Source organism: Pseudomonas fluvialis (genome assembly GCF_002835605.1).
GTDB classification, from domain to species: domain Bacteria; phylum Pseudomonadota; class Gammaproteobacteria; order Pseudomonadales; family Pseudomonadaceae; genus Aquipseudomonas; species Aquipseudomonas fluvialis.
The window spans coordinates 190792-207648 of sequence record NZ_PIYS01000002.1 but is presented as its reverse complement, the minus strand read 5'-3'; the positions used below and the strand labels follow the sequence as shown (position 1 = coordinate 207648).

The 16857-nt window shown below is 57.9% G+C and carries 15 protein-coding genes, 2 other RNA genes and 1 pseudogene; 7 read left to right on the top strand and 11 right to left on the bottom strand.

The genetic code is table 11. The annotated features are described in order from the left end of the window. Positions 1 to 15: 15 nt before the first annotated feature. From recR to ffs (CW360_RS01655), 4 genes are all read right to left on the bottom strand, one after another. The gene (recR, locus tag CW360_RS01670) at positions 16 to 615 is read right to left on the bottom strand and encodes a recombination mediator RecR (RefSeq protein ID WP_101192515.1); all 600 of its coding nucleotides are present in this window, start codon (positions 613 to 615) and stop codon (positions 16 to 18) included. 87 nt (positions 616 to 702) lie between these two features. After that, positions 703 to 1029 carry a YbaB/EbfC family nucleoid-associated protein gene (locus tag CW360_RS01665; RefSeq protein ID WP_101192514.1) on the bottom strand — a complete coding sequence of 109 codons (327 nt, stop codon included), beginning with the start codon at positions 1027 to 1029 and terminating at the stop codon, positions 703 to 705. 10 nt (positions 1030 to 1039) lie between these two features. Next, entirely contained in the window at positions 1040 to 3043 is a 2004-nt protein-coding gene (gene dnaX, locus CW360_RS01660) for a DNA polymerase III subunit gamma/tau (RefSeq protein ID WP_101192513.1), read from the bottom strand. Positions 3044 to 3186: 143 nt separating this feature from the next. Then, positions 3187 to 3283: signal recognition particle sRNA small type (gene ffs / locus CW360_RS01655), an RNA gene on the bottom strand. Between the two features lie 607 nt (positions 3284 to 3890). Between ffs (CW360_RS01655) and CW360_RS01650 the strand changes: the two genes are divergently transcribed. Next, positions 3891 to 4475: a recombinase family protein gene (locus CW360_RS01650; RefSeq protein ID WP_101192512.1), complete on the top strand. Its 585-nt coding sequence runs from the start codon at positions 3891 to 3893 to the stop codon at positions 4473 to 4475. 51 nt (positions 4476 to 4526) lie between these two features. Here CW360_RS01650 and CW360_RS01645 read toward each other — a convergent pair whose 3' ends face one another. The 3 genes from CW360_RS01645 to CW360_RS01635 are packed head-to-tail and all read right to left on the bottom strand — an operon-like array spanning position 4527 to position 10419. After that, positions 4527 to 7709 carry a type I restriction endonuclease subunit R gene (locus CW360_RS01645; RefSeq protein WP_101192511.1) on the bottom strand — a complete coding sequence of 1061 codons (3183 nt, stop codon included), beginning with the start codon at positions 7707 to 7709 and terminating at the stop codon, positions 4527 to 4529. A 15-nt stretch (positions 7710 to 7724) separates the two neighbouring features. Beyond that, positions 7725 to 8885 carry a restriction endonuclease subunit S gene (locus CW360_RS01640; protein WP_101192510.1) on the bottom strand — a complete coding sequence of 387 codons (1161 nt, stop codon included), beginning with the start codon at positions 8883 to 8885 and terminating at the stop codon, positions 7725 to 7727. A 1-nt stretch (position 8886) separates the two neighbouring features. Continuing rightward, a complete protein-coding gene (locus tag CW360_RS01635; protein ID WP_281255596.1) occupies positions 8887 to 10419 on the bottom strand; it encodes a type I restriction-modification system subunit M in 1533 nt (510 codons plus the stop codon). Between the two features lie 1098 nt (positions 10420 to 11517). On the opposite strand from CW360_RS01635, the gene CW360_RS01630 reads away from it, so the two are divergent. Both CW360_RS01630 and CW360_RS16880 read left to right on the top strand, forming a co-directional pair. Beyond that, on the top strand, positions 11518 to 12336 hold the full coding sequence (locus CW360_RS01630; protein WP_212633276.1) for an antA/AntB antirepressor family protein: 819 nt from the start codon (positions 11518 to 11520) through the stop codon (positions 12334 to 12336). Next, positions 12336 to 12479, top strand: coding sequence for a hypothetical protein (locus CW360_RS16880; RefSeq protein ID WP_170307340.1), 144 nt, complete (start codon positions 12336 to 12338; stop codon positions 12477 to 12479). Before CW360_RS01630 ends, CW360_RS16880 begins: the two co-directional genes overlap by 1 nt. 260 nt (positions 12480 to 12739) lie before the next feature. Here the strand turns inward: CW360_RS16880 and CW360_RS01620 are convergent, their stop codons facing one another. After that, positions 12740 to 13114, bottom strand: coding sequence for a MarR family winged helix-turn-helix transcriptional regulator (locus tag CW360_RS01620; RefSeq protein WP_101192508.1), 375 nt, complete (start codon positions 13112 to 13114; stop codon positions 12740 to 12742). 386 nt (positions 13115 to 13500) lie between these two features. On the opposite strand from CW360_RS01620, the gene CW360_RS01615 reads away from it, so the two are divergent. The 3 genes from CW360_RS01615 (at position 13501) to CW360_RS01605 (ending at position 14636) form a co-directional block, all read left to right on the top strand. Beyond that, positions 13501 to 13809: a hypothetical protein gene (locus tag CW360_RS01615; RefSeq protein ID WP_101192507.1), complete on the top strand. Its 309-nt coding sequence runs from the start codon at positions 13501 to 13503 to the stop codon at positions 13807 to 13809. 84 nt (positions 13810 to 13893) lie between these two features. Beyond that, positions 13894 to 14184, top strand: a complete 291-nt coding sequence (locus CW360_RS01610; RefSeq protein WP_101192506.1) for a hypothetical protein — start codon at positions 13894 to 13896, stop codon at positions 14182 to 14184. Continuing rightward, a complete protein-coding gene (locus CW360_RS01605) occupies positions 14184 to 14636 on the top strand; it encodes a PIN domain-containing protein (RefSeq protein WP_101192505.1) in 453 nt (150 codons plus the stop codon). Before CW360_RS01610 ends, CW360_RS01605 begins: the two co-directional genes overlap by 1 nt. A gap of 63 nt (positions 14637 to 14699) precedes the next feature. Here CW360_RS01605 and CW360_RS01600 read toward each other — a convergent pair whose 3' ends face one another. The 3 genes and pseudogenes from CW360_RS01600 to ffs (CW360_RS01595) form a co-directional block, all read right to left on the bottom strand. Further along, positions 14700 to 15683 (bottom strand): site-specific integrase, encoded by a 984-nt coding sequence (locus CW360_RS01600; RefSeq protein WP_245874643.1) that lies wholly within the window; start codon positions 15681 to 15683, stop codon positions 14700 to 14702. A 360-nt stretch (positions 15684 to 16043) separates the two neighbouring features. Next, positions 16044 to 16112 (bottom strand): annotated as a pseudogene (locus tag CW360_RS17395) (hypothetical protein); the annotation flags it as partial. A gap of 143 nt (positions 16113 to 16255) precedes the next feature. Further along, positions 16256 to 16352, bottom strand: an RNA gene (ffs, locus tag CW360_RS01595) — signal recognition particle sRNA small type. A gap of 218 nt (positions 16353 to 16570) precedes the next feature. On the opposite strand from ffs (CW360_RS01595), the gene CW360_RS01590 reads away from it, so the two are divergent. After that, positions 16571 to 16852: an HU family DNA-binding protein gene (locus CW360_RS01590; RefSeq protein ID WP_093985329.1), complete on the top strand. Its 282-nt coding sequence runs from the start codon at positions 16571 to 16573 to the stop codon at positions 16850 to 16852. Positions 16853 to 16857 lie beyond the last annotated feature (5 nt).

Sequence of the window (16857 nt, the reverse complement as noted above, 5' to 3'; positions counted from 1 at the left end):
GGAGTTACCCTGCACTCAGCCAAGCATGGGCCGCCGGCCGGCCAGAGCATGCGCCAGGGTACCGCCATCCACCAGTTCAAGCTCGCCCCCCAGCGGCACACCGTGGGCAATACGCGTCAGTGCCATCCCTTTACCTTGCAGCGACTGGGCGATGTAGTGCGCAGTCGCCTCGCCTTCCACCGTGGGATTGGTGGCGAGGATGATCTCGGCAAACTGCCCGGATTCGATACGCTGCAGCAGCTCGGGAATACCAATGGCCTCCGGGCCCAGGCCATCCAGGGGCGAGAGGTGACCTTTGAGCACAAAGTAGCGGCCGCGATAGCCGGTTTGCTCCACCGCATAGACATCCAGCGGCCCTTCCACCACGCACAGCAGGTTGTCGTCACGCCGCGTATCACTGCACAGGTTGCACAGCGCCTCCTCGCTGAGGGTGCGGCATTGCTGACAATAACCGACCCCCTGCATGGCTGCCGCCAACGCCTGCGACAGGCGCAGGCCACCGCTGCGATCGCGCTCAAGCAACTGCAAGGCCATGCGTTGCGCGGTCTTCTGCCCGACGCCGGGCAGGATGCGCAAGGCGTCGATCAACTGGCGAATCAGCGGGCTAAAGCTCATGACACCTCAGGCGAAAAAGGCAAAGAAGGAGGAAGGACGCCCGTCACAAACGCTGTTCGACGTGCCTGACGGGCGCTGGCAACGGCCTCAGAAGGGCATCTTGAAGCCTGGGGGCAACTGCATGCCGGCCGTCATGCCGGACATTTTCTCCTGGCTGTTCTGCTCGACCTTGCGTACCGCGTCATTGAGCGCGGCGGCAATCAGGTCTTCGAGAACCTCCTTGTCTTCCTGCAGCAGGCTGTCATCCAGGCTGACGCGCTTGACGTCGTGACGCCCGGTCATGACCACGCTCACCAGCCCGCCACCGGATTGCCCGGTGACCTCGGCGTTGGCCAGCTCTTCCTGCATTTTCTGCATTCTTTCCTGCATCTGCTGGGCCTGTTTCATCAACCCGGCCATGCCACCTTTCATCATGTCGTTGTCCTCAGCTGTTCAGGGGTTCGATGGAGTCGGCGCGCAACGTGGCACCGAACTGTTGAATCATTTGCTGGACCAGCGGGTCGGCGTGGATCGACGCCTCGGCGGCACGCTGGCGCTGGGCGCGCGCCGCGGCAGCCGCTTGCGCTGGCGTCTGTTGCTGCGGTGCAGCCACTTCAACACGCACCTGCAGTGGGCGACCCAGCTGCTGGCGAATCGCATCGCCCAGGCGCTGCAACTGGGTATTGTTGAACAGCGCACTGTGCGCCGGGTCCAGATGCAGCAGCCAGTCATCACCTTCGGCACTGACCAGGCTGCAATTGGCGGCAATGCTGCCCGTCAGCCCGCTCAGCCCCAGACGCGGATAAAGTGCCAGCCACTCCGCCGCCAGGCCGCTGGCAGGTGCCACGGCCAGCAACTCACTGGCCTGCGGCAGCACTTCTTCTTCCTCGGCAAAGTGATAGTCGAGGCTTTCGCCATCCGCTTCGTAATAGTCGTAATCACCCGGCGGCGGCTCATCGTCGTCCGGCGCTTCGACCAATGCTGCGGGCACAGGCGTGGATACAGGCAAAGACTCAGGCGCTGCCGGTACAGCCTGTGAGGCGCTAGCGCTCTGCTCCGCAGAAACAGGTTGCGCGGACGCCTCTTGCGTTTCGAGCACAACATCGGGCTCAGGCTCAGGCTCAGGCTCAGGCTCAGGCTCAGGCTCAGGCTCAGGCTCAGGCTCAGGATTGGCGGCCTGCCAGGGCAGGTCAAGCCCAGCAGACACTGCGCTGGGCGAGGCTGACGGGGTTTGCGGGACGGGTGCCGCCGACGCCTCGGCCACCACGGCGGCCGCCTGGACCACCGCCTGAACCGGCGAAGACGTGGTGGTCGCACGCTCCGCCTCAGACTTTAACGGTGTACTCGGCGGTATCAGGCTGGTGCCGGCCGGCCGAAAGGCCAGCATGCGCAGCAGGGCCATTTCAAAGCCGCTACGCGGGTCGGGCGCGAGAGGCAAATCGCGACGGCCGATCAGACCCATCTGGTAGTAAAACTGCACGTCCTCGGCCGGCAACGCCTGGGCCAGCGCCAGCACACGTTCGCGATCGCCCTGGCCGTTATCTACCGCATCCGGCAACACCTGGGCAATCGCCAGGCGATGCAACACATTGAGCAGCTCGGCCAACACCCCGTGCCAATCCGGGCCCTGTTCAGCCAGCTGGCGAACAGCCTCCAGTAAGGCCCGCGCATCACCGGCCAGCAAGGCTTCCAGCACCCCGTAGACCTGTCCGTGATCGAGGCTGCCAAGCATCGCACGCACATCGGCCGCCAGCACCTTGCCTTCGCCAAAGGCAATCGCCTGGTCGGTCAGGCTCATGGCGTCGCGCATCGAACCATCGGCCGCACGCCCCAGCAACCACAGCGCATCTTCCTCAAAGGGAATCTGCTCGGCTTTGAGCACATGAGCCAGGTGTTCCACGACACGCTCGGGCGGCATGCTCTTCAGAGAAAACTGCAAGCAACGCGACAGAATGGTCACCGGCAGCTTTTGCGGGTCGGTGGTTGCCAGCAGGAACTTGACGTAAGGCGGCGGCTCTTCAAGGGTCTTGAGCAGCGCATTGAAGGAATGCCCGGAGAGCATGTGCACTTCGTCGATCAGGTAGACCTTGAAACGCCCACGACTGGGTGCGTACTGCACGTTTTCCAGCAACTCACGAGTATCTTCGACCTTGGTACGACTGGCCGCGTCCACCTCGATGAGGTCGACAAAACGGCCTTCATCGATTTCCCGACAGATCGAGCATTGCCCGCAGGGCGTGGCGCTGATACCCGTTTCGCAGTTCAGGCACTTGGCGATGATCCGCGCAATGGTGGTCTTGCCCACGCCACGGGTACCGGTGAACAGGTAGGCATGGTGCAGACGCTGACTGTCCAGAGCGTTGACCAGGGCTTTGAGCACGTGCGCCTGGCCGACCATCTCGCCGAACGAACGCGGACGCCATTTGCGTGCAAGAACCTGATAACTCATGGAAAACCATCACCGGCAAAATCGCTGAAGGCGCCATGCTAGCGGAGCGACGGGCAAATTGCACCCAAGCCGCAGCGGCGAAAGGCAAAGGTGAGCAATGAAGCGAAAAGCGCAGGCAGAATAGCTGCAGAAGATGGAGGCGGCCCCGCCAGCCACACCCCGGCACACGATGTCACCGCTGCGGCTGCTCCCTTCCGGGCCTGACCGGGTTCACGGCTGATCGTTGCGAGGGGAAGGCCTGAAAGCCTCGCCATTCCTGACTTCTAGCGTTTTCTGCTCGTCGCACGACTATCAATCGGAGACCACATTCTATAGCGCTGACATGAGCCTTTGGGAGCGCTTTGGATCACCGTTTCGGATCACTTCTGGATCCCTTTTGGATCACTTGGCCACACCCCACCGGCCATTTTTTGCAAAAAATGCGAGCCCCTATCCATCGAGCCGTCCCACTCGATTCCCCCCGGTACCCACCCCTCCTCGCCTGAAAAAACAGGGCACCCCCTCCCCGATCAAACACGATGCTCAGGCTTCCCTGTCGACAGCGAGGGTGAGCCGGGGCACGACGACCACCCACGGGCCTCGATCTCACTTCCATGTGAACGAGTAGCGCGCTCTGGCCAGAGGTCTCGATGGAAGGACAGATCAGCCCGCAAGACCGCGAGATGGGTTCCCGTGCGTACTAAGGGAGTGGATCAGAAGGTGTGAACCCGTAACCAAGCAAACCGCCTCCAGAGGACAACGAGAGAATGCGGCTTCCGCATGGATCGCTTCTGTTGAAAATCACGGAGCCATCATGCACCATTCTGACCCTAGATAACGATCCATCTGGAGGTTGGAGTATCTATTCATGACTGCAGTACTTGCCTATGTCCGCGTCAGCACTTCTGAACAGAACAACGAAGCCCAGCGCCACGCCATCAGCCAGCGCTACAACATCCATGAGTGGTTCTCCGACGAGGCCACCAGCGGGGCCACCAAGGCTCTGCAACGCGAGGGCTTCAAGGCACTTCATGCCTACGCCAGGAAGGGAGACACGGTTGTCGTGGCAGCCATCGACCGCCTAGGCAGGGATACCATCGACGTACTGGAAACAGTGGAAGCTCTGAAAGCCAAGGGCGTGACCGTGGTCTCGATGCGCGAAGGCTTCGACCTCTCCAGCGCAGTCGGCAAGGCCATGCTCACCATGCTGGCTGCGGTAGCTGAGCTGGAGCGGGCCAATATCAAGGCACGTCAGATGGCCGGGATCGAGCGAGCCAGGGCACAGGGCAAGAAGCTGGGGGCACCGAAGGTGATCGATGATCAGGCCGTGGCCATCTGGAGGAAGGAGAACGAGGCCAGCATTGCGGATACCGCCAAGCACTGGGGGATCTCAACTGCTGCCGTGAAGCGGGCTTGCAGAGCGCTGCGAGTGCCACAGGGGGCAGCCGTATAGGCGAGGTTGCGTGTTTGGGGGGGCATTATTTTTTGCTCCCCCAAAGCACCGTTACCGCATGGCCGAGTACACGCTCTCACCAGCCCCGTAGTAGCTCGTGAAGATGTGGTGGAAGGCCAGCTCGCACTTCTCGTTGTAGATCCCCTCGTCGTAGCTCTCAGGCAAGCCCCGGTCGAAGACGATCTCCAGAGTGCGCCGCACATCACTCCTGGCTCTGTCTTTCTTGCGCCAGTCGAGCACCAGCTTCTCGGCCTTCAGTGTCTCCAGAAGCTCCTTACAGACCTTCTTCACCTGCGCCCTTTCCTTATCTGCAAGTTCAGGTACTGGCTTGGTCAGGATGTCGAACAGAGCCAGCTCTTCCTCCGAGAGGTTCTCGCGGATAGCTCGTTGATCCTCGACCTGCAGATCAGCAGTCAGATCCACCAGCTCCTTGAAGAACACCTCGATGTTCAGGCTGCCAGAGTTGTAGGCGTCGATCAGCTTCTGGAACTTCTCCATGAAGTCCTTGCGAGTGGGGTTCTCGGTCAGCATGGTTTCCAGTTTCATGCTCAGCAAGGCCCGGAGCTTCTCGGCCTCGGTGCGTTTGCGTCCCTGATTGAACTTCTCCTTGAGCTTCTCGAAGTCGATCTGGCTGAGGTCATGCAGTGGCTGATCGTCGTCTTCCTTGATGATGTAAGGCACCGGAGCGATGGAGCGATCCAGCAATTCCTCGACCTGCTGCATTACCTCGGAGATGTCGACAGGAGGGGCCAGTGCTTTGATCTTCTGGGCAATCACGGAGATCAGCACAGCATCAGAAGCAAGCTCATTGGCATCAGGATCAGGAAGAATCGCTCTGTAGACCCGAGACACAATACGGGCCTGACTCATGAAGCTGTTCTTCGTTTCCTCATTGGCAATCAGTTGCTCAACCGCATCATCCAGCTTGGCAACCTTCTCGAAGCCTTGAGCATCCTTGATGGCCTGGACATTCACACCATGCTCGGACAGGAACGAGATCCCCCTGGCAAGCAGGTGCTTCAAGTACTCGACCAGCTCGGCCTTGTTCTTGATTGGCTCACCTTCACCACCTTCGCCAGAAGAAGCCCCACCGTAGATCGCCAAGGCTTCCTGCAGTTTACGGAAGACCCCCACATAGTCGACGATCAGCCCCGCTTCCTTGCCCGGATACTTCCGGTTGGCCCGAGCGATGGTCTGCATCAGGGTGTGGTTCTTCATCGGCTTGTCGAGGTAGATGGTCGAGCAAGACGGTACATCAAAGCCGGTGATCCACATGGCGCACACGAAGACCAACCGCAGCGGATCCTTGGAGTCCTTGAACTTCTCGCCCAGGTTCTCCTCATTCATGCGCTTACGGTGCGGGATGATGTCCAGCCCTTTGTCGGCCAGCTCCTTCACCTCGTTCTGACCTTGGGAGACGACCACCGCCATATCGGTCGATGTCATCACCTGGATCTTGTGCTGCAGCTCTTCCTGCTGCTCCTTGGGAGCCTTTGCAAGTTGAGCCTTCAGTTCAGCCAGATACGTCTTCCAGTGATCCTGAACCTTGTTGTACATGCGAACGGCGGTGGCCTTGTCGATGCACACCAGCATGGCCTTGCCCTGATAACCACGTCCAACGAAGTGGTTCACCAGATCCTTGGCGATGGCTTCAAGGCGATCTTCTCGGGTGATCAGGTGGTACTCACGGGCGAAGACCTGCTCAACCTTGCGCTCCTGCTCCTCGTCCAGCTCGGCCTCTTCGAGTAGCGCCGCCATGTCCTCGTTGAGGTTGTCATTGATGAGCTGCATCTCGGGAATGCGGTTCTCGTAGTACAGCGGAACCGTGGCACCGTCAGCGATGGACTGGCCGAAGTCATAGACGGAGATGTAGTCACCGAAGACCTCTTTGGTCTTCTCCTCGCCAGCCATCAGTGGCGTCCCGGTGAAGCCCAAGAAGGCGGCATTGGGAAGTGCCGTCCTCATGTTCATGGCCAGGGTGTCGTACTGAGAACGGTGAGCTTCGTCCGTGATGACGATGATGTCCTGGCGATCAGAGAGCTGCGGGTAGACCTCGCCCTTCTTGGTGCCGAACTTCTGGATCAGCGTGAAGACGTAGCGGTGGTCTTCGCTGAGCAACTGCTTGAGGTGAGCACCGCTGGTGGCATGAGCCTCGACCTCACCCACAGCACCTGTAGCGGCGAAGGTCTTGTAGATTTGCTCGTCCAGTTCGTTGCGGTCGGTGACGATCACGAACGTCCAGTTGCCTGGGATCTTGCGTAGGATCTTCTGAGCGAAGAAGACCATCGACAGAGACTTGCCTGACCCCTGGGTGTGCCAGAAGACGCCCAGCCGCCCAGCCTGATCCTTGGGGCGATCCTTGGTGCGCCAGACCTCGGCGATGGCCTTATTGACCCCCAGGTACTGGTGATTCTTGGCGATCTTCTTGATCACACCACCAGCCACGTCCTCGAAGACGGTGAAGTTCTCGACGATATCCAGCAGCCTGGAAGGCTCACCGATGCCCCTGATGGCCGTCTCCAGGGAGACAACGCCCTTCTCACCTTCATCGTTGATCCGCTTCCACTCGAACAGATGCTCCCACGGGGAGAAGGTACTACCCACCACCGTCTGAGAACCGTTCGACAGCATCAGTGCGCCGTTGTAGGTGAAGAGCTGCGGGATGACCGTGCGGTAGTCGGTGAGGTTGTCGTCATAGGCGGCCTTGAGCGTCTTGTGGGTCGCCTTCAGTTCAACGAACAACAGCGGGATACCGTTCACGAAGCCCAGCAGGTCGGTGCGCCGGGTGTGGTAATCCCCTTTCACCCAGAACTGGGAGGCGAGGAAGAAGTCGTTCTCCTCGACATTGCCCCAGTCGATGACCCTGGCCACCTTGAGTGTGTTGTGCCCATGCTCATCGGTGACCGAGACAGGTACTCCATCCTTCAGCAGCCGGTAGACCTCCTGATTGGCGTTGACCGGCAGCAGCTTGGAGCGATCTCGGGCTAACTCCTCGACCACTAGATTGATGGCCTCGCTAGGCAGATCAGGATTGAGCTTGCTGAGCGCAGCCCGCAGACGCCCCTCCAGCACCACATCCTGCTGGGTCTGGCGACCTTCGCTGGAGGAACTACCTGTCCACTCTGCGTAGAGGTTCCCAGTTTCCCAGCCGAGAGACTCGAACAGCGCAATGGCTGGCTGCTCGACCAACGTGTCCTCGGAGTAGTCGTGCGAATGCGGTGCTGCTGGACTCATGCGCCTGAACTCCTTTTAGGTCGGCATGGGGATATCAGATACGTCGATCTCACCGGAGATTAGCTTGGGGAGGAGAAGATCACGTTGCGCTCGGAGGTTGGCGTTCTTCCTGTAAAGAGCAAAACATAGTGTCAAAAACGGAGTCACGGCCATCTCGAATTGCTCGTGTACCTCATCAGAAGCCCTCAATAACCTGAACTTCTTTATCACATCCTGACTAATGTTTTGCTGCGCAGCGCCGGCTCTGAGATCAATCAGAGCTTGACGCCTGGAAAAAAGACTTAGATAGGCGTAGCCCCACCCGCAACCTTGACTATTTGGCAGGATCGCACAACAGGCCTGATTCGTTGCAGACTCTTCTTGAAGAACTCCCAAACGACCAATAGTCGCGCCATACATAGCAATCAGTACAGTATTGCGAGGGAATAGCTTTGCTGACGATTTTTTAAGCCCCTCCTCACTGATCCTCTCCTCAGTATCGAAGACAGGACAATCCTGGAGTTCTTTTGTTTTTACCCAGCGATAATCACTGCCATAAAAATCAGGATTCTTGCGACTCGGAGTTCCTCCCGACCCTGTTCGGTAGATATCGCCCAATGGAAGGAAATCCCAGCCTTCAGGAATGAACCCAAACTCACTCTCCTTGAACTCCACCCCCTCATGTCCAGGAAAGCGGAACTGAACGAACCACTCCTCGTACAACCGCCGCGCCATTTCTTCGAGGATCTCGATGCGGCGCGTGTTGTTTTCGATGAGGTCGTCGTAAACTGAGAGGATTGACGCGATCTGGCTCTGTACAGCAAGCGGCGGTATTAGAAACTCTATCGGCTTCAAGCGAGACTGAGTCAAGAGGGGTTGTGCAGCCCCCCCTGCGTACCTATTAAGATCAGCGTGCTTCAACAAGTAATATAAGAACTTGAGAGTCACGCTATCTTCGACGGCCTGTACAACTATTGTGTTATCAGACGGCCAAAACCTACCCTCACACAACTCAACAGCGCCACAGTATGCCCCAACCCTTCCTAGTATCAGAGAGGACTCATACACCCATTCGTTAGCGCCACCGATTATTCCGTTAGCGCCATAAACTGGAAACTCACCAGAAAGCCCTGGCTTAATTGACTTGCCATTTTTGAACTTGGCGATATCACCAAAAGGCTTCAGAGCCCACCCCATGCTAGCGCCCCCCAGCCAATATCGCTGTAATACTCTCTGCGACGGACGCCTCAAGCTCTCTAGACTCGGCGTTCAGAACTTCCAGCTCCTCGGCAAGCTCCTCTAAACGCTCCGTGAAGTCGATATCCTCAGCCTCTGTAGTTGCCGCTCCTACATACCGCCCAGGATTCAGCGACCAGCCTTGCGCCTCAATCTCTTCCCGAGAGGCGACCTTGCATAGTCCCGGCACATCCACGTAACTATCGCCCAGTCCTCTCTCGGCCAGTAGTTCAGTGCTGCCTTGCTCCAACTCCGGGGCTTCACCACGGTATAGCCGCACGATGTTGGCTAGAAACTCGATCTGTTCCGGCAGCCAGTCACGGTGTGCCCGGTCGATCTGCCGGTAGATGTGGCGAGCGTCGATAAATAGAACCTTGTCTGCGCGCTCTGCATCACGCTCTTTCGCCCTGTCGAAGAACCAGAGCGTGCAAGGCAGAGTCACGGTGTAGAAGAAGTTCGAGCCGACCGAAACGATTACATCAACTGCGCCGCTCTCGATGAGCTTCTGCCGAATCACCTGCTCGCTGCCTCGGGCATCACCTGCCGAGTTCGCCATTACGAAACCAGCACGACCGTTCTTGTTCAGCGATGCGTAAAAGAGCTGGATCCAGAGGTAGTTGGCGTTGTCGGTCTTCGGTACGCCGAATGGGAACCGCAGGTCGCCCTCAAGACGCTCCTTATCGACACCCGATACGTTGAACGGCGGATTGGCCATAACAAAGTCGAAGCGCCCACCATCACGAGTTACGGCCTCATGCGGGTCTTCGTAGTAGGTGTTGGCAACACGCACATCACCCGACAAGCCATGCACAGCCAGGTTCATCTTGTTCAGATTGACCGTGACCTGCTCTTTCTCGGTGCCGAAGATGGAGATTTCTTCCATCGCCGTCTTGTGGTGGCGTTTCACGAAGTCAGCCGACTGGGCGAACATGCCGCCGGAACCACAAGCCGGGTCAAAGATTCGGCCATGGAACGGCTCGATGATCTCGACGATCAGCTTCACGATGGACTCGGGGGTGTAGAAGACCCCGCCTTTTTGGCCTTCCTTCAGCGCGAAGTTGCCCAGGAAGTACTCGTAGACCTTGCCGAAAGCGTCCCCGCTGAGATCCACAGGCCCGAGCAGCTTGATCAGCTCCAGCAGCACCTTGTTGCCAAGCTGGACGTAGTTGCGAGGCAGAGCGCCTTTGAGGTCGACGTTCTCTTCCTCAACGGCCTTCATGGCTTCGTTGATCGCCAACCCGATGACATCTCCCTCGGTGAGGCTCTGCAGATAGGAGAAGCGGGCCTTCTCTGGCAGGAAGATCACGCCCTCGGCCAGATAGTCATCCTTGCTGACCTTGCGGCGACCACCAGAGCCAATCGGCCCCAGCTTCTCTTCGGCAGCGGCGTACATCTTCTCGGCATATCGCAGGAAGATCAGCCCCAGGACAGGCACCGAGAACTCCCCCGGCCTCAACCCCGTGTTGGCCCATAGTTGGTCAGCTACAGCCCACAAACGCTTCTCTACATCTCCAGTGACCAAGGCACATCTCCACGCAGTAATACAGAAATGCCGAGAGCTTACTACAGACGTGAACCGATCAAACGCGTGGCTATAACCGGAGCAGACCAGAGTGCCATCACGCGCTCCGTTACCAAAGAGAAGCAGCCAGCTTGCCACCAAAGCGCTGTTAGCAAGATCGCAGCACGTTCGACGAAGATCGATTAACACACAGTTATGGAGGAAAGAACGCGCAATCTCGCACGTTCGATCTTCAACCATGACGCTCGATCTTCACCGCCGCAAACCGCCGGAGGAGCTGATCGAGCCAGGGAAAGGCAACAGCCCAGCGAGGCGACCGCCGAGTACCTACTGCTACTTTGAGCTTCAGGCGTACAGCCCCTCTCACTGCCCCGACAGATCGGCCAGCAGTCACGGGTGATGACGAACCTGACATAGCTGGCTGAGAGGTGATGGCACTCAGTCGAGGCTGGCTACCTGCGATGACTCGCGGGGTGTAGCGGTGGATGGCGAAGCCACTCTATGAGTGTCTTTGAGCTGTCCTTCATCCATGGTCATTACCATCAATCCATCAATGAAGAACGAAGCAATGAGACAGCATCAAGCCTGTCTTGCGGAGGACACTGGCAGGTGCTCTTCAAGCTGCACCGCAAGTTGCTCTTGATGCCTCCCCAACTCTGCTGACACAGGATCGATGATTACCGATGACGATGTTGTCAGTGACCATCCCCGTCAGTGGTTGTCAGGAAGTCCAAGCCCCTCTGTCAGTCCACCTCCTGCTCATCTTCATGCACCTCCAGATGACTCCGCCCAGGAGTTTCCCCTTTCGCCTCTGTCATCCATCAGCCCTGGCCTCAGCACAGTAGCGACCTAGGCAACCACTGCTGCCCAGGCTTTGGCCCATGGATGGCATCCAGGCACCGGGGAACTCCTGGGCAAGTCACCAAGCATCAACCCTGCATCCCTTGCAGATTCCCCTCAAACCCAGCCCGTTTTGTCCAGCCGTCCGAGCCGTCCATGTTTCCCCTGGTGTGGGGAGCTGGTGGCATGGATGGAAGGGACTCTGACGGCTGAACAAAAAGGAAACGCACCATGAAAAGCAAACGCACTGGCAAGACCTTCAACTACACCCCGGCTGACTGCCCGAAGCACGTCATGCAGACTCTTGGCTTCACCGACGAACAGGCCGAGAGGATGATCCGGGTTCGCCGGATACTTCCCTTTGTCGAGAGCAGAACAGAACCATGCATTGACGCCCGGAAGCTGTGGGAGAACATTGGCAAACCCTGGGGGAAGTTCCCCAGTTGGACAGATCATGAGGCAGAGACTTTTTCCGTGTTCATGGAAAAAGGTGAAGTGACCCCACACACCACGGCGACCAAGGGCCGCCCAAGAACAGACTACTCGCTCAGTCGCAACTGCTCAGCCCATCTGGCAATGATGGCAAGGACTACTGAGGGAGACGCTGTCCGCTCGTACTTACTCGACTTGGAAGAGCTGGCCTTCAAGCTCATCCGCTACACCCCGATCCGGGGCTCCATGCTCACGGAGATCGACAATCAGGTCGCTCATCGGGCGTATGTCATCGCTGGCGAGAAGGCTAAGTCTGGAGAGCTACCAAAGAGCATCGTCAGGCAGGAGGCTATGTCGATGAAAGCGTGCCTGATGTCGCTCGTATGCCGAGTGATGACCGGACTGTCCGCCAGCGAATGGCGAGCCAAGATAGGCCGCCCCATTCGGGACTCGCTTAACGCCGATGACCTCAATCAATACAGCCGAGCCTATGACGCCGCCCTGACCATGCTGGCTGGTGGCATGACACTGTCGCAGATCGAGGCAGTACTGAACCAGCCCTACGGAAACAGCGTCGACCCGAGCGACTACATCAAGACCCAAGCGGAGGTAGCCTGATGCGTCTGCCTGAACTGATCTTCCTGGGCGCTCTGTTGCTCTGGCCTTTGGTTCCCCTGGTCTATCTGCTCTGCATCGCCTGGCAGACCGACTTCAAGTTGGTTGCTCGATCCAAGCAGAGAACCTCAGAAGGGTCTCGCTGATGAAGAGCATCGCCAGCGAAGTGAGGAAGGCAAGGAGCCGGAGAGCTTCGGGCTTGGCTACGACTGCCGGAGGCACCGTCCAACATCCGTTGCTGAGCGAGATCCTGGCCGCAGACAAACGCAGATGGAAAGCAGCCCAACAGATGAACCTTCCGGTGCTCCGGCTGGCACCAACAAGCAGCGACTAACAGAACCCCCATCACCCTTCGCCTGGAGAGCCAGGAGGCCGACTTATCGGCTTGGTGCTGGGGGTTATTTTTTTACCGTGCCGCCTTCGAGAACGACGACAGTCGAACCGGGTTCATCACCGCCTCGGTCAGGGAGACGGCCAGTTGCTTCCCCTTATCGGTCAAGTGGACGACCTTCCTGCGACGCTCCATCGGATCTGGCGTTGCCACTATCAGTCCGAGTCCTGGCTTTTCGAGACGGTGCCACTCCGACAAGGCCGACACATTCCTTGAGCAGGACGCTTGGCTCATCCCGAGATTCGTCTGCAGATCCGTCATCGTGCAGCCTGGGTAGATCGCCGAATAGAGAAACAATGCAGCACCTTGTGATGGCATCTCAGGGTCAACGGCACGGAACTCTTCTATCGCTTTGAAAAGCTGGACAAGGGCATACCGATCATAAGCCATGTGCGTCACGCTCCGTCCTTACCGAAATAGAAGCCAGAGCCATTCCAGGCCAACTCAAAGCACCTTGGCATTCGGACGTACACGTCACCGATGAATAAGCAAAGACGTGCTTTGCCAATAGAGACGCTGAAGCCAAATTGATTGCCGCTCATTGGCTGAAACCTCCGATTCATTTGTCGTGTTCGCTACAGATAGCAAACCGTATCGGGGCGCTTCAACGTTTCCACTTTCGCGTTATTTACAGTGCTGAATTAAATGCACAACCCAATAGTTGGCAGCGCCAGTCTGTATAAGGACTGCAGCGGCATCGAGCCCGAACCGACCAGTCCAACTAACCGCACACGCATAGTTCGTCTCTCGACGTTACCTCCCGACGAGAGGCCCACATGATCCAGCTCAACAAGATCCTCAAGACCTTCACCAAGACCATCGACCAGCTCGAACAACTGACCACCACCAACAACATCGAGGCAAGCCGTAACACCGAGCGGATCGACCGACTGCAGAAGAAGAACCTGATCCTGATCGCGGAAGCCCAGGCGGCTAAAGTGACCGCCGAGCCGATGGCGATGGCGATGGCGATGGCGATGAAGGTGCCCCGGTTTCCGCGTGGCGCTCAGGCGCGCAAGGAGAGGCTGCTTGAAGCTGAGCTGCAGAGGCTCGCAAGGAGCGTCTTAGGACAAGTGCCAAGTTAACGACCTAGATGGTACCCTAACTGATAACAAGGGATGCCAGATGATAGGCATCCCCCCCTTCCTCTGCCACACAGGAATAATCGAATGCCCGTTGATCTCAAAGGAGCTGTAGCAGTAGCTATTGATGCCATTAGCGATTTGTTTGGCAGCCAAGGCATTACGAACGTATTACTTGAAGAAATCGAACCGTCGGGTGCTGGGCAGTGGAAAGTAACCATCGGTTTCGATCGTCCCGCCGACGCGTCGGACTCCCCGGCCGTCTCTCTGAGCCAAGGTTTGATGGCACTTGCCCGCCGGGGCAGAAAGTACAAGGTCGTCCTGGTTGATAGAGAAACTGGCGAAGTAGACGCAGTTCGTGATCGCCAATTCGAGTAATGAAGACGCTATTGCTAGACACCAATTTACTATTGGTTTGGACTGTTGGCCAATACGACAGGCAGGTCATTGAGAAACATAGAAGAACAAATGGTTATCGTATTGAAGACTTTGAAATGCTATTGCTGTACGTCGGGCAGTATCAGCGCATGGTCTCTACGCCAGGCATCCTAACGGAAACAAGCAATTTGATTGCTCAAACCGCTGAGCCGCTTGATAGAAAACTAAAAGGATTCATGGCGGAGCTTATTAGCAGCTTTATTGAAGTACATCAGCCCTCAACAAACTACAACTTGACGCCAGAGTTTTCTGAACTTGGCATGACCGACGCCGGCATCGTTTATCTATCTGAACCAGCAGACATGGTTCTAACAGTGGATTTGAAATTGTACTTGAGCTGCCTCTCGAAGGATCTGAACGTTGAGAATTTCAATCATTACAGATTTGCTTGATTGCCGCCCACTCTTAAGCACCATGGGTAACCTTACCCCGGTCAAAGGCTATGAGTAGTCAAATCAGCTCATCCATGCCACAGCATCAAAATCCACCGCCTCCACCACCGGAGCCAGTACTTCCGGCCTAAAGTCCTTCCCGTATCGACTGAAGGTGATCCCGCCGCTTTGGTGGCCAAGAATGCCGCCAACCAGCGATTCGACTATTCCCTTCTGCTTCAGGTGATCAGCAAGCGTGTGGCGGAAGCTGTGGAAGTCTTTTCGCTCTGCCCCATCACGGAAGCCCAACTGGTCACGAACCCGAGTGAACCACTTGGAGGGAGCGGCAGCGTAGCCATGCGACTTGTGCAAGGTCAGCTCCGCGAAAAGACGTTGGTGGCCAGCCTCCCGCTGTGCTTGGACAAACTCAAGGAACCCCAGCGCTTTCAACTTCGAGTGGATCGGCACGAGCCTTTCCGAGGTGACGGTTTTCAGCTTCTGATCGGGTCTGGTCGCTCGGATGTGTAGGCAGTCGATACCATTGATGCTGACCACGTCATCCAGATAGAGCTGGCATAGCTCATTGAGTCTCGCCCCGGTGTACAGGCCGAGCAACGGTAGCCAGTACTTGTGCGGCTGAGCTGAGTTGGCTGATGCGTAAACCTGCTTCGAGAACAGACGGCGCAGATCGTCCTCGCTGAAGACGCTGCGCTCCTCGCTGACCTTGCCGCGCTTTCTGACTCGAAGCCCATCGAAGGGATTGCGCTCGCAGTAGCCCTCACGAATGGCGTAGGAGAAGAAGGTTGTCAGGTTCTTCACATAGTTGTTGAACGTAGTATGGCTGATCGTGCTCGTTGCCGTCTTGATGATCTCCTCCAAGGACTGGCCTTCGGGGAGCTGATTGAGACGCGGGGGCAGCTTGAGGGCTGTCTCGCGGAACTTCCTGGCATCCTGGCGGGTGATCAGGTCAATGGGCATGTCACCGATGATCCGCACCAGTAGGGATGCAACGGATCGCTTGTCGTCGATGGTCTTGGTCGAGACGCCTTCCTGCTCCTGCTGCCCCAAGCACTCCTCGACCACCTTGGAGAAGCGAGGAGACGTACTGGGCGAATCTGGTACTAACCCCATACCCTGACCTGAAGAGGCTCTTGTAGAGGCTCTGCGGAGCTTCTGAGAGCCCTCTGCCGCTCTACCCTGCCCGACCTCGCCATTCGCTCCGGACTGCCCCCGCCAGGACGCTCCAGTAGCCGCCATCTCTACCAACTGCTGCTGACGGAGCCATGAGGCCCAACTGGCGACTCTCTTGCCTCCAGCCTCCCAGCCACCCCGCAAGGCATCAAGGCAAGGCCGAACACCTTGAAAGGCTTGGGTGTATAGGCGCTGAACCTGCAGGAGCAACTCACGGCCACGGATCAAGGCTTCGCGCTTGCAACGGGTCTGCAGGGAGCGACGGATCTCGGCACAGGGGAACAACGGACGAAGGACTTCTGGCACCACGATCCTGAAATAGAAGACCGAGTGTCGGGACAACCAGAGGTAGGAGGGAACGGTTGGCACGGTGGATCACCCTTTGGATCACTCGCGTGTCTCAGGGCAAAAAACCGTTAGAAATCAATTATTTACATAAATGGAGGCGGCCCCGCCAGCCACACCCCGGCACACGATGTCACCGCTGCGGCTGCTCCCTTCCGGGCCTGACCGGGTTCACGGCTGATCGTTGCGAGGGGACCGACAGGACCGCCATAACGACACCCGCCTGGCGGCGAGCGGCGCCATTGTACCGGCTTACCGGCAAGTTACAACCGTTGCGTGACATGCTTGGCCAGAAGCCTGGGGTGCGACAATTAGGCCGAGGTATTTTGTACTGCCCAGGGTACGCAAGCTGGGTTAGAGTGCGGGCTTGGCCCGTGCCGCCGACAGGCACGAGCACCGACTTATGGATGGAGCAGAGCATGGCCCTGAATAAAGACCAACTGATTACCGACATTGCCGAAGCCACCGACCTGAGCAAGACCAGCGTACGCGCGGTGCTCGACCAGCTGGCTCAGATTGCCGCGGACGAACTGGAACACAGCGGCGAAATCACCCTGCCCGGCCTCGGCAAGCTGAAGGTTGGCGAACGCCCGGCACGCACCGGCCGCAACCCGCAAACCGGTGCAAGCATCCAGATTGCCGCCAAGAAGGTCGTCAAGTACGTGCCGGCCAAAGCACTGGCCGACAGCCTCAACGCCTAACAGCA